The sequence below is a fragment of the Massilia sp. CCM 8734 genome (assembly GCF_011682155.1).
GTDB lineage: Bacteria > Pseudomonadota > Gammaproteobacteria > Burkholderiales > Burkholderiaceae_D > Telluria_A > Telluria_A rubra.
Genome location: NZ_WHJI01000018.1, coordinates 81,884 through 95,848 on the forward strand (window position 1 = coordinate 81,884; position 13,965 = coordinate 95,848).

Consider the following 13,965-nt stretch of genomic DNA (forward strand, 5'->3'; position numbering starts at 1 on the left):
TCAGGAAATTAGCGGGCCAGCGTGCGGTTCGTTTCTGGGTCCTTGCCTTTGAATACATTCTCGTCAAACTTGAAGCGCAGGCGCACGAACCATCCCTTGGAGGTGTAGTCCGCGCTGCTTAAGTCGCGCTCACGGAAGCCGCTGACGTTGAAGCCCGCCGACAACCACAGGTTCTGCTTGACCAGGTAGCCCACTTCGACCCCGCGCGCATATTGGCTGCTGCCTTTGTTCTGCGGGCTGTGCAGGTAGGCGGCGAGCACGCCGACGTCCCAGTTTTCGGTAATGTCGTACACCACGCGGCCCGACGCCATCCACGCGCTGTAGGTCTGCTGGCCCTGCGGCAGGTTGCGCTCGCGGCTGGTCTTGGCGGCCAGGCGGCCGGTGCTCCACCACGGACGGCTCGGGTGGTAGTCCAGGTGCGTCGAGACGATGTGCGCGGCGTAATTGTCGCCATCGGCGCGCGCACCATCGCGCACGTTCTTGTACTCGTAGCGCGCCAGGCCGTTGAACTGGTTATGGTCCACCGGACGCCAGGCAAAGCCGAGCTGCGCGCGTTCTTGCAGGCTGTTGGCCAGGGGCTTGCCGCTGATGTCGTCGTTGTTGCGCGTCAGCAGGGCGTAGTTGCGGGCCAGCACGGTCCAGTCGCGGTCGAGCTTGCGCACGAAGGACAAGGTATTTAACCATTGGTCCTGCGACTGGTTGCCGATCTCGCCCGGGCTGTCGAACAGGCGACGCCATTCGAGCTTGGCCGAGGCTTTCCACAGCGGATTGGCGGTGTAGTCGAGCGCCGTGGCCAGGGCCACGCCCTTTTGCTGGCGGCCGTCGAACACGTGCAGGTATTCGGCGTTGGTGCTGAGCGCCAGGCCTTCCGAGACGTTCCAGGTATTGCGCGCGCCGCTGGCCAGTTGCAGGTCGCGCCCGTCGGCCAGTTCGGCGTCGAGCGCATCGCGCAGGCGGTATTCGGAGAAAATGCTGGCGCCCGGCAGGTAGGTCGATTCGACCCCGGCCACGAAGGCGTTGCTCTTCTCGGCCGGATTCAAGGCGTAGCGCGAGGCCAGGCCGGTCTGGTTTTCATAGCGGGCATACGCACGGCTGCGCTCGGACAATTGATACTGCGCACCGAGTTCGTAGCGCTTCTGGTTACCATCCGACACGCCATGTTCGACCACCGCCGTCAGGCTGAGCAAGTCGGTGGCCTTGTACTGGGCGCCGATGGCGACCGTATTGGCGTCCAGGGTGCCGCGCGTGCCCGGCGTGGTGGTCGCGCCCACCGGGGCGAAGGTGGTGATGGCGCCGCCGTTGACCGGGCTGATCGCGCTGTTGGTGTTGCCGAAGCCGAAGAAGCCGCCGCTCGGATTGAGTCCGTTGGCGTTCGAGACCACGCCGGTATTGCTGGCCATGCCGACCTGGTTGCGCAGCTCGCCTTCTTCCTTCATGTGTTGCAGGGAGAAGTCGAGCGTCAGGCGCGGATCGGCTTTCCACAGCATGCCGACGCGCACGGCGTCGCGCTGGGCGACCACTTGCTGGTCGCGGCTTTGCAGCGCGCTGGCGTAGGCGGTGGTGGTGGACGTGAACCTGGCGCTGACATTGACGCCGGCGTCGCTGTGACCGGGGCTGATGCCGGCCGCGGTGTTGTTGAATTCGTCGTCGGCACGCTGCCACCAGGCCCGCGCCTCGACCGTCTCGCCCTTGTGCGACAGGGCCACGCGCGCGGCCTGGCCCGTCGCCGAACTCGACAACTCGCCCGCCTGCCCGCTCGGCGTGGTAAACACCTGGCCGTTGGCGCTGTAGGTGGTCGATTCGCTCTGGGCGAATTCGGCCACGAAACTGGTGCCTGGCGCCAGTTTTACGGTCGCGTTTACGCTGTGCAGGCGGTACGGCGACTGCGGATTCTTGTCGTCGACCGAGGCCATGCCGACGCTGATGCTGTCGTTCAGGCGATACTCGCCGTCGATGCCCATCACCCAGAAATCGTCGCCGCCCTGCTCCACCTCGTAGGTCACGCGGATCGATTGCGGATCGCCTTCGGGCGTGACCGACGGGACGGCCTGCTTGAACAGGATGCGGCCCGAAAACGGCTCGAAGCTGTAGTCTTCCAGGCGGCGCATGGGCGTGACTTGCTTGACCAGGTCGGTCTGGTTCTTGTCGCGCACGATCAGTTCGACGCGCTCGGAATTGGTCAGCGCGCCATTGTTGCGCACGGCGAAAGGACCGGAGCTGCCATTGGCGCGGTATTCTTCGATCACTTGCTTGGCGTTGTCGTGGAAGGCAAAGCCGCCCAGCTTGCCGCGTGCGCCATCCCAGTTGCCGCGTAGGCCGGTGGCGGTGCGCTGGTACTGGCCGAGCTTACGCGCTTCCATGCCGACGTTCGGACCCGGCACCGACGACATGCTGCCTTCGCTGGTCGAAAAGTCGCCGTACAGCACGTAGCTTTTCTTGTCGTCCACGCGCACGTACAGGCGGCCGGCCGAGCGCGCGTCGAACGCGGTCGTGGCGCTGTCGCCGTAGACCGGGTAGAACTCGTTCGGGTTGATGTCGCGTTGAAGCTTTTCGCGGGTCTGCTGGTCCGAATCGTAGGCGGCCGTCAACAGCTTGCTGCCGAGGATGGTGCCTTTGACAAAGAACGCGGAACGGGCGCTGGCATTCGCCTTGCCGCTGTTGAACTGGCGGCTCCAGCGCGTGATGTCTTGTTCGAAGCCATCGTTAAAGCGTGCCGGTGCGAGGTCGCCGGCGTTCAGCTTACGCTTGGAAATCACGCCTTCGATCAGGCCCACGGCCAGCATCTGGCGCAGTTCCGGAACAAAGCTGATTACACCCTGGGTGCTGATCTTGCCACCGTCTACGCGCAGCAAGACTTCCTGCGCGGCGGCCGGGGCCAGCAGGCGGAACTGCGCCTTGCCGCCCTTCACGCGCAGCTGCATGCCGGGCGTTACCTTGTTGGCGTCGCCGTTTTGCGGCCCCAGGGCGTCGGTGGCGGCGCCGTCGAGCAAGATGCGGCCGGCCGACGCTTCCAGGGTCAGCAGCACGTCATCCTTGAGCGGCTGGCCGTCTTCGCCCAGCACCTGCACGCTCACGCGCACTGGCGATTGGCCATCGGCTGGCACGCCGTCGCGGTCGGTTTCGACCAGGATGCGCGCCACCTTGGCGCTGGCATCCAGACGCCCGCTCCAGAGTTGCGGCGCCGCCATCTGGGCGCGCAGGCCGGCATCGGCCGGGGCCGATGGCAGCACTTGGGCGCCGGCGTTCGGGAAAGCGCAGGCGACTGCCAGCGCGCCCGCCAGCAGGCGACCGGTGCCGCTGCGTTGAATTAGAAGAAGTTTTTTGTTCGTCATGATGTTCATCTGTGCCAGGCGGGATGGTTGCTTATTGCGCACGGGCTTCTCCCGCGCCGGCAGGGATTGCTCCCTGGCGTGGCTTGACCAGTTCCTGGTTGGCGCTGTCGGTCGCCTGCCGCGGCGCGGCAGGGGCTTTGCTGTCGAACTTCAGGCCCGGCAGGCGCGCAGCTTCCGTTTCCGGGGCTCGCGTTCCACCCTGGCTGCGACGGGCTTTCAACTGCTCGATGACCGGCGCCGAGCACGAACCTTCGGCAAAGTCGGCGCGCAGCAGCTCGCCATTCTTCGCGTCCAGCCAGATGCTGTTGGCGTCGCCCAGGTTGCGGTTGCTGGTCGTCGTCAAACGGCTGCCGCGTGGCAAGGTCAGGCTGTCGGCCTTGATCACGTGCGATTTCGGGCTCAAGCCGCAGAAGCTGTACTTGCCTTCCACATCGGTGGTGAACGAGGTGCCGTCTTCCATGTACAAACGCACGCCTGGAATGCCCAGCTCTTCGCTGTCCTGCACCGAGTTACCGTTGCAGTCCACAAATACCTTGCCGGCAACGCAAGCCTGTTCGGTGAACACACCACCGGTCAGGCGCACCTTGTACTCGGCGCGGTTGGACGGGTAAGCGCTTGGTACCGGCTGGTACGAGCCCGGCGTGACGCAGCCGCTGGCCACGTTGCAGGCATACGCAATCGCGCGGTTGATGCCGTCGCCCTGCAGGCTGCCGACGCCGGCGCGCAGGCGGTAGGTCAGTACCGCTTGCTTGTTGCTGGCCAAAGGACCCAGATTGAAGGCCAGTACGGGACCCGCCACCACGGCCGGATCGGCCACCGGCTTGCCATCGACCTTGACGGTGCCAGGCACCAGCGAGAAGCCGGCCGGCAGGCTGTCGCGCACCGTTGCCTGTGCTACCGCGGTGCCGCTGGTCTGGCGCACGGTCAGGGTGTAGAGCAGGCTTTCGCCGAACTCGAGTTGCTGCTTGTCGCCGGTTTTGGTCAGCGCCAGGCCAGCCGCTTCGACCTTGTCGATCGGCAGGTGGTTGTTGACCACCGGTGCGCCGTTCGGACCAACCGTGAACGTGTAGTAATACTGGGTCGTGTCCGCCCCGCCCGGCACCAGGCCAACGCAGGCGCCCGGTTTGTGCAGGTTGACACCGGTTGCCGGAGCACCGTTGGACTTCTGGACCAGCGCCACATTGGCATTGGCCGCGACCGACAGCGCACCCTGGCACGACGCAATCTTCGCCGATTCGGCCGGCACGTAGCCAATCGGATAGGTGCTGATCGCCAGCTTGTAGGTACCGGCCGGCGCGCCGTTTTGCAGGAAGAACTGGTACACGCCATCGCTACCGGTGGTCTGGTTGACTGCCGCCAGGCCGCCCAGCAAGTGACGCGCCGGATCGAAGCCGGCCGGACCGATGACGGTCACGACCGCGCCACGCACCGGTTGACGGGTGACGCTGTCGTACACCACGCCCGACGGGTTCAGCGGCAAGTTCTGCTCGGTAATGTCGCTGTTGTCGGTCAAGGTGATGTCGCGGATCACGCCAGCGGCCGGCTTGCCTGCGTTACCGGCCGAAGTCGGAACGTTCGGCATGCCGTTGCCATCCTTGGTGAAGCTGATGTCGAAGCCGGGACCGGTCGGCAGGCCCGTGCCTTCGTAGCCAGGGCAACGCAGGTTGTCGAACTGGTAGAAACCGTTCGCATCGCTCTTGACCGTGCAGATCGGTTTGCCGTTCTGGGTCAGGGTCACGGTCCAATCCTTCACGCCTTCATGGTCGTTCGGACGGGTGCGGGTATGGCCGCGGTCCATCCAGACATAGCCGCTGATGATCGGGGCCTTGACTTCAGGACCCGGACGCACGCGCTCGCCGAACAGGTTGCCACCGATCACGCCGTTGTTGGCCGCCAGCTTGTCGCTGGTGACGTCGATCTGCGCGATCGTGTTTTGCGACGGCGCGGTGCCGAAGCTGCTGTTGTCCACCGTGCCGCCTGCGACGCCGGCGGTTTCCTTGCCATCCATGTACTTCGAGGTCGGCAGGTCGGTTTGCGACTCGACCAGGGTGTAGCGGCCGGGAACCAGGTTCTCGAACACATACTTGCCGTCGGCGCCGGTGACTGCCACGCATCCTTGCGCGCAGTTCTCGCCGCCCGTCATGGTCACATGTACGCCCGGCAACGGGGTTTCGCCCGCGTCCATCTGGCCGTTGTTGTTGGCGTCCACATACACATAGCCTTCCAGGCGTGCGCGGCGTTCGCCGAACAGGTAATCCACGCCGTTTTGCGCCACGCCGAGCTTGATGGCGCCGATGGTGTTCTTCGGCGCGCTCGCGTCGAAGCCGCTGTTGTCGACCGTGCCTGCAACGGCGCCGTCGATCTTGCCGGCGGTTTCCTTGCCGTCGATATAGGCGGCCGGATGGGTTTCCACCAGGCTGTAGGTGTCCGCTGGCAAGCCAACGATCACGAAGCGGCCATCGTCGCCGGTGGTGGCGCGCCCTGCTTCGCCCTTGCTGCCAACGGCGCTGACCGGCACGCCGGCAATGCCAGGCTCGCCCGCGTCTTGCACGCCATTATGGTTGTCGTCGCGATACACCACGCCCGCCAGGCTGGCGCCCACTTCGCGGAAATTGTAGTCTTGCGCATCGGTGCCGCTGGCGATCACGATGGCCGTGGTCTTGTTCGGACCCGCGTCCAGGGTGCCTCCGGCGGTGCCGATGGCGCTGCCGGTGTTGGTCGGGAATTCGCCATAAGCGGCTGGCTGGGTTTCGACCACGGTGTAAGTGCCCGGAACCAGGTTCTCGAACAGATAGCTGCCGTCGGCGCCCGTCTGGGTGGTGCGTGCGGGAATCGGCACGCCTTTGGCGTCGACACCGGTCAGGGTGACGGTCACGCCGGCCAGGGCTTCGCCCGGCTCGCGCTTGGCATTCTTGTTGCCATCGACGTACACATGACCGCCGAGCTTGGCCGGACCGACGACCACGTTCGGATCGAACTCGCGGAAGTCGTAACCGGTTGCCGCGCCGCCGGCGGCGGGAATCAGGATCGCGGTGACTGCGTTCAAGCCGGCCGCGCCGCCGCCCAAGGTACCGATTTTGGTGCCGGTGGCGGCCTCGAAGTCGGACCACTTGGCTGGCTGGGTTTCGACCAGGTTGTAGTTGCCAGGGATCAGGAACGGGAACAGGTAGTTACCGTTGCTGTCCGTCTGCGCGGTCAAGGTGACCGGGGCGCCTTTGGCATCGACGCCGGTGAGGGTCAGGGTGACGCCGGCCAGCAATTGCTCGCCGCTGTCGCGCTTGCCATCCTTATTGGCGTCCACATACACGGTACCGGCCAGCGAACCGTTGGCGCCAGGCGCATTGCGTTCGCCAAACAGATAGTTCACGCCTGCCGCGCCTGGCGTCAGATTAATGCCGCCGATGCTGTTTTTCGGGGCGTTGATGGTGCCGCCGAGCGAGCCGGCCGTATCGCGGCCATCGTCCACGCCGTTCGGCTGGGTTTCGACGATGCTGTAGTTGCCCGCCATCAGGCCGGTGAACAGGAAGCTGCCATCGGCGCCGGTGACCACGGTACGCGGGGTCGGGCCGACCAGGCGCACGGTGACGCCAGGGAATGGCGGCTCACCGCTGTCGCGCACGCCGTTGTTGTTGACGTCGAAGTACACCGCGCCGGCAATGCTGGCGCCGATTTCGCGGAAGTTATAGTTCACGGCGGCGTCGCCCTGCACCAGTTGCAAGCCACTGATGCTGTTCGGTACGGCTACGCCGGCCGCGACGGCGCCAATGGTGCCCGGCAGCGAGCCGGTATTGCCTGGAAAATCGTTAAAGCCGGCCGGATGGGTTTCGGTGACGGTGTAACCGGCGCCGCTGCTCGGACGCAGCTTGTCGAAACGGTAGCTGCCATCGGCCGCGGTGGTCGTGGTCAGGCTGACGGCCGCGCCGCGGTCGTCAAGGCCGGTCAGGGTGACGGTCACGCCGGCAATCTGTTCGTCCTTGTCGAGCGACGCATTCTGGTTGCTGTCCGCGTAGACAACACCGCTCACGCTGGCCGGCAGCAGTTCGCCGAAGTTAAAGTCGCTGTGGGTCTTTTCCACCGCATAGGCGATGGTGCCGATCACGTTGGCCACATTGTCGACGCAAGCCGCGCACGGCGCGGCGCCGACCTTACCCTTGCGGGTGATGCCGTCCAGGTAAGCGACAGGCTGGGTTTCGGTGACGGTGTAACCGGCGCCGTTGGCGTTGCGCAGGAAGCTGAAGGCGTACGAACCGTCGGGGTTGGTGGTGGCCGTGCAGGTCGGCGCGCCGCAGGCGTTGCCGCCGCTGGCCGCCGTGCCGGTCAGGGCCAGGGACACGCCGCCGATGCCGGTTTCGCCGGCGTCCATGACGCCGTTGTTGTTCTTGTCGGCATACACAAAGCCGCTCAGTTTGCCGGTGGCTTCACCAAACAGGTAGTTGATGCCCTTCTGGCCGGCGGTGAGCACCACGCCATTGAAGGCGCTGTCGCCAATCACGCCCAGGCTGCCGGGCACGGCGGCGCCGGTGCCGAGCGTATTGGTCGCGTCAATGAAGTCGACCGGCTGGGTTTCGACGACGGTATAGCCGGCGCCATTGCTGGCTGGCAGGCCGGTGAAGCTGTAGTTACCGTTGGCGTCGGTCTTGCCGACGCAGGTGCTGATGATGGTGCAGACATTCGCACCGGTCGCGGTGGTGCCCGACAGGGTCACAGTGACGTTCGGCAACGGGGTGTCGGCGCCATTGAAGGTGTCGCTGCGGTCGGCGTCCAGATAGACCTTGCCCGACAGGGCGGCCGTCGATTCGCCGAAGTTGTAGTTGCTGCCGAACTGGCCGGTGCCGATCACGATGCCGCTGAACTTGTCATTCGTCATGCTGCCGCGCGGCATGCCATTGACGGTGCCGACCGCGTCGATGCCGTCGGCGTAGTTCGACAGTGGCGCCGTTGCCTGGCTTTGCTCGGCCAGCACGTAGCCGGTGGCGTCGCTCGATGGCAGGCCGGTGAAGCTGTAGCTGCCGTTGCTGTCGGTGACGATGGTGCACGGGTTCGGCGAAATCGCCACGCACACGCTGGTGCCGGTCGAGGTATTGCCCGACAGGGTCACTTGCACGCCCGGAATGCCGGGTTCGCCCGCATCCTTGACGCCATTGTTGTTCAGGTCGGCATATACGGCGCCGCCCAGGCCCTGGCCGGTTTCACCGAAGTTGTTGTTGATCGCATTGTCGCCCGAAGCGAGCAGCACGTTGCCGATGGTGCGCTTGGTCAGGCCGAGTACCGGGGTATTCGCGGCCAGCACGGTGGCGCCGTCGTTGCCGCCCTTGCTGCCGATGGTCATGCCGGTGTGGGTCACGCCCGACAGGGTTTGCTGCACCACCTGGTAGGTACCCGGGCGCAGGTTGGCGAAGCTGTACGAACCGTTGGCGCCGGTCTGCACGATGGCGTTCACCGGGCCGAAGTCGTCGTTGCCCGAGAGGGTCATGGTCACGCTGGTCACGCCGGCGCTCTCATCGGTTGCCGGAACGCCGGTCACGTCGCGCACGGCGTCTTTGTCGAGGTCGACGAAGACGAAGCCCGACAGAGACGCCGGTTTCAGTTCGCCGAACAGGTAGCCGGTGGCGTTGGTGCTGGCCGGCAGCACGATGTTGCTGATCTCGTCGGCCGTGGCGTCGCTGGCGGTACCAGCGGCGGTGCCGGCGGCATCCTTGCCGTCGAGGTAGGTCGCCGGCTGGACTTCGGTGACCTTGTAGGTACCTGGCGAGAGGTTATTGAATACATAAGCGCCGCCGGCGGTGGTGATGGTGGTGACGTTGGCCACGGCATTGCCGTAGATATCGGTACCGTCCAGGCGCAGGGTGGCGCCGGCAATGCCGGTTTCGCCCGCTGCCTTGGCGGCGTCGTTGTTGTTGTCTTCGTACACGAAGCCGGCGATCGAAGAAGGCTGCACGGCCACCGTGGCGCAGCCGCGGTTGTCGACGGCGGTGCGTTCGACGTCACTGGTGGTGGCGGTGCCGCAGTTTTCCAGCGCCGGGTTGGCGACGGTGGCAATCACCGGAATGCGCACGGTGGCCGACTTGTTCGCTTCGAGCAAGCCGAGGTTGCAGTTGATCGTGGCGCCGGCGCCAGCGCAGGTGCCGCTGGTCGGCGCTGCGTTGTTGGTGCTCCAGGTCAGGCCCGCGTTGTATGGCGCCGCGTTGTACGGCGCGGCCGCGCCGCCGGTGTAGACCGTCAGGCCGGCCGGCAGCACGTCATTGATCACGGTGCCGTTGCTGTTGCCCGGACCGGTATTGTTCAGGGTCAAAACCCAGAAGAATGGCTGGCGCAGCTGCACTGCCGTGGCGCTCACGTTGGCGGCGCCGTTCCAGGCGAAGGCGGCCTTGGACATCTTCAGGTCGACCCGCATCTTGATGGTGGTGCTCTGGTCGGCCGAGTTGTTCGGCGTCAGCGCTTCCGGTTCGCGCGAGGAGACCGTGACCGTCGACTGGTAAGTGTCGCCCGAGCCGGTCGGCTGGCTGTCGACGCGGAAGTCGAGGTACAGGTCGGTGCTGGCATTGTTGCCCATCAGGATATCGGAAGTCGGGAAATTACACGTCACCGTCATCTGCGCCGGTCCCGTTACCTGGGTGTTCACCTGGTTACAGTAATTGGTATACGCCTGTCCATCCGGCAGCAGTTTGCCGCCCAGGAAGGTCATGGTCTTGCCGGCAGGCGGCTTCATGACATAGCTCAGCTTGAGGTGGGTGGCGACCGACGGACCGCGGTTGGTGATGGCGTTGCGGTAGGTGACCACGTTGTCCGGGAAGACAGCGGCGCCAGGCACGAAGCCCATCGGATCGACGTTGTCGGTATTGTTGACCAGCAGGTCGAGCGTGGCCGGGGTGACTGCCAGCGTGTTCGACGAGGTGTTGTTGCCCATGTCGCTGTCGTTGCTGCTCGTTGCGACCGTGGCGGTGCTGCCGATGGTGCGCGGATTCGGCTGGTTGTCCATGTAGTCGGGACGCGTCACGACCGTGATGGTGCGGGTCGCGCCGGAGTCCATGTTGCCCATGGCGCAGCTGATGGTCCGGGTGGCCGGATCGTAAGGCTGGCATACGCCGCCGTTGCTGGCACTGACCGACAGCACGGTCATCGAGCCTTCGGGGATCGTGAACACATCGGTGACGGTCACGCCGTTCGCGCTCGATGGGCCGTTGTTATTGATCGTCATCACATAGGTGGCGTTGGTGCCGGCCGGTACCGAGCCAGGAGTCACGGTGTTGACGACGCTCACGTCGGCGACCGGGTCGACTTGCACGTCGGCGGTAGCGACGTTATTCGCCGGGACCGGGTCGCCCTGCGCGTTGGAACGTACGCTGGCCGCGTTCACCCATTTGTTGCCGGGCTGGCCACTACTGTCGAGCAGGGGACGCGTGACCGTCACGGTGATTTCCACGTTGGAGCCGACCGCCATCGTGCCGCTGCTGAGGAAACAGGTCACCATCGCACCCGGGGTGCAGGTGAAGCCCGCCGGACTGGTGCCGCCGCTCTTGGCTGCGTTCACCACGGTTTTGTTGGGAATGTAGCCAGGAATCGGGTCGGACAGCACCACGTTGGTCGATTCGCCCGGACCGGCATTGGTGATGGTCAGCGTGTAGGTAATGGTCGGCGCGTTCCAGTTGAGGGTGCCCGGGGCGGCCGCCTTGCCCAGTTGCAAATCGGCGGCGTTGGGGGTCTGGGTCGATTGCGAGGTCGCGCTGACGCAGTTGTTCGCCACGATCGGGTCGATCTTAGCGCCGTTGCTGTCGGTGTAGGCCGCGCAGGCGGTATTGGTCAGGGTGCCGGCGAGGGTCGCGGTGGTGGTCAGGACCAGGTTCGAGGTCTGCGCATTGAGTGCCAGCGGCAGGTTGTAGGTACAGGTGATGTCCTGGCCGGCTTGCGGCGCGCAGGTCCAGTTGGCGCCGCTGGCGCCGACGAAGGTTTCGCCCACCGGCAAGGTGTCGACGATCTTGACTTCACCGGCAAGCGCCGCGCCCGGACCCTGGTTGGTCACGCGCATGGTGCTGACCATACTGCCGCCCTGGGCAACCGGGTTCGGGGTCTTGGTCTTGGTGATCGACAGGTCGATGCCGTCCGGCACGATGCTGACATTGACCGAGCCGCTGTTGTTGCTGGTGTCGCCATCCGGCGTGTCGCTGCCGATGGTAGTGGTATTGGTGGCGTTGGTTTGCGCCTGCACGCTCGGCGCGGTGGCGCTGATGACGATGTCCTGTGCGGCGCCGACGGCATAGGTCGGGCGGGTGCAGCTGACGTTCTGGCCGTTCACGGTGCAGGTCCAGCCGGTGCCGGTGGCGCCGATCACGACAAAGCCGGCGGGCACGCTGTCGCTGACCACCACGTTCGTGGCCAGCATCGGGCCCAGGTTGCGTGGCGCCAGGGTGAAGCTGACTGGCTGGCCGCTGCCGACCAGGCCTTGCGAAACGGTCTTGGTCACTGCCAGGTCGGTGCCGACGGTGATGATGGTGTTGACCGAGGACGCGTCGTTGCTGTTATTGAAGTCGGTCGCGCTGCCGCTGATGGTGACCACGCCGGTGGTGGTGATGGTGCCGGTGGTGGTGCCGGTCGCCTTGGTGTTGATGGTAATGAGCGGCAAGGCGCCCTTGACCGCGCCCGGCGTGGTACACGTCACCACCTGCCCCGCCGCGCCGCACGACCAGCCGGAACCGGCCGCGCTCTGGTAAGTCAGGTTCGGGCTCAGGGTGAAGGTGGCCTTGGTGGCGCCGGCCGTATCCGGACCGTTATTGGTCAGGTTGGCGGTGTACACCAGGGTGCCGCTGGCCATCAGGCTGCCGGGCGAGCCACTCAGGACCAGCGCCAGGTCGGCGCCGTTGTCGATGGTGGTCAGCTGCGACAGCGAATTGTTGCCGGCGTTGCTGTCCGGATCGGTCGTGCTCACCGCCGCCAGCATGCTGACCGTCTGGCCGGCGCCGGCCAGGGTGCGCACGGTCAGGTCGATCTCCTTGAGGTCGGCGGTTCCCGCGCCGGCGCCATCGCCCGCCACCGTGGCGTAACTACAGGTGACCTTGTTGGTCCCGGCAGCGTACACGCAGGCGTTATCGCTCACCGACACGAAGCTGGTCTGCGCATCGAGCGTGAATACGATCTTGACGTCGTTGGCGATGTCGCTGGTGTTGTTGGTCACCGAGGCGGAATACACAATCGTGCCGCCGCGCACGGCCGGATCGGGCGTGTCGGTCAGGCGCGACACCAGCATATCGACCGCGGCGGCCTGCAATGGCAGGCCGAGCAAGGCAATCGCCGCCAGCCGGAGCAGGCCGGCAAACACGGACGATGATCGGGACTTCAACATGGGCAAGGCACTTTTAAACATGATTGGCTTCATCAATTGAGAATGCGGGCAATAAATCGCCCGCAATGCACGCGGCATCGCTGACTGCGATTGGGAATCGAACGGGAACTACTGCGCGGTGGGAAAGGCGGACTGTGGAGCGACGACATGGATGCAAAGACAACACTTTTCTTGCGCGACGACATTATATTCATACAAACAACATCTTACAAAGTGCTTAATGGAAATGAGACAAAAATGCAACACCGACAAGTCCGTGCGCATAGAGTCAACATTCTAGATATTTCTACATGGAAATTTGTGCGGGGATGCGGCTTGCTCACATGAGTATCAGCACGGTGCCGGCCTACCCACCCTGCATGCGCGACGACGTGGGTTGCGCTATGAGAGCCCATCTCTGGCGTCGGTCCCTTGCAGGGATAACAAGAGAGGGCGGCGTATTGGAATTTCCTATTGAAAACTAGGCGACATGCGAAATTCGGTGCTTTTCATCATCTTCCATGTGTTTTTGGAAATTGACAAAGCGTCCTGATTGTCATATGTAAGCACAGTGCCAAAGCTTGAGCGGCCTGCCAGTCGCCGCTCATCGATGCGCGGCTCGCGGCGCCCATCGATGCCCGATCCGGCCAGGGTCAAGGCTTGCTTTTGCTTTCAAGCAGCAGCGTACGGATGTCGTTCAGCACCACGCCGGGCTGAAGAAAGGAAGTGGAATAGATTTCGCGCACGGTGCCGCTGGCATCGATCAGATACACCTTGAGCAGGTGCGACAGGGTCGGCGCGCGCTGCCCGGGCGCGCGCTCGGCGGCCACCGACACATCCTGGCCGAAGCCGTCCAGGATCGGCGCCAGCTCGGCGTTCGAGCGGCTGGTCAGAAAGCGCCAGTCGACCCCGCCGCGCTCGCGCGCATCAAGCCCGCCATAGCTGCGCATGGCCGGCGGCGTATCGTAGGTGGGATCGAAACTCATGCTCACAAAGCGCACCTTGTCGCGCGTGCGCGGGTCCTGGCCCAGGGTTTTCTTCAGGCTGTGCAAGGTTTCGTACGCCAGCGGGCAACCCTTGGCGTCGGTGCAGTAGGTATAGATCAGGGAAAACAGCGTGACTTTACCGGTGGTAAATTCCGACAGCCGATGGCGGCTGCCATCGCTGTCGAGCACGATGCCATCGGGCGCCTTGTGGATGCGTTCGAGCTTGTAGGCGCCCGGCGCCGGCAGCGCGAACTGCGCCGGCGCCGCGCTGGCCAACGGCGTCAGCGGCGTGAGCGCCGCCAGCGCCAGCGCCCATGCCGGCAGGCCCAAG

At 64.9% G+C, this 13,965-nt stretch carries 3 protein-coding genes; all 3 read right to left on the bottom strand.

Annotation, left to right across the window (positions count from 1 at the left end):
- Positions 1-8: 8 nt before the first annotated feature.
- The 3 genes from F2P46_RS17925 to F2P46_RS17935 all read right to left on the bottom strand — a co-directional run bounded on the left by F2P46_RS17925 (position 9) and on the right by F2P46_RS17935 (position 13,964).
- The gene (locus F2P46_RS17925) at positions 9-3,332 is read right to left on the bottom strand and encodes a hypothetical protein (protein WP_166892424.1); all 3,324 of its coding nucleotides are present in this window, start codon (positions 3,330-3,332) and stop codon (positions 9-11) included.
- Positions 3,333-3,363: 31 nt separating this feature from the next.
- Complete coding sequence (locus F2P46_RS17930; protein ID WP_166892427.1) at positions 3,364-12,690, bottom strand: SdrD B-like domain-containing protein; 9,327 nt, start codon at positions 12,688-12,690, stop codon at positions 3,364-3,366.
- A gap of 611 nt (positions 12,691-13,301) precedes the next feature.
- A complete protein-coding gene (locus F2P46_RS17935) occupies positions 13,302-13,964 on the bottom strand; it encodes an SCO family protein (protein ID WP_166892430.1) in 663 nt (220 codons plus the stop codon).
- Between the last annotated feature and the right edge of the window lies 1 nt (position 13,965).

What these genes read in the sequence shown, in the direction of transcription:
- F2P46_RS17930 (WP_166892427.1), bottom strand. Translation starts at nt 12,690, where the DNA reads ATGTTTAAAAGTGCCTTGCCCATGTTGAAGTCCCGATCATCGTCCGTG.
- F2P46_RS17925 (WP_166892424.1), bottom strand. Translation starts at nt 3,332, where the DNA reads ATGACGAACAAAAAACTTCTTCTAATTCAACGCAGCGGCACCGGTCGC.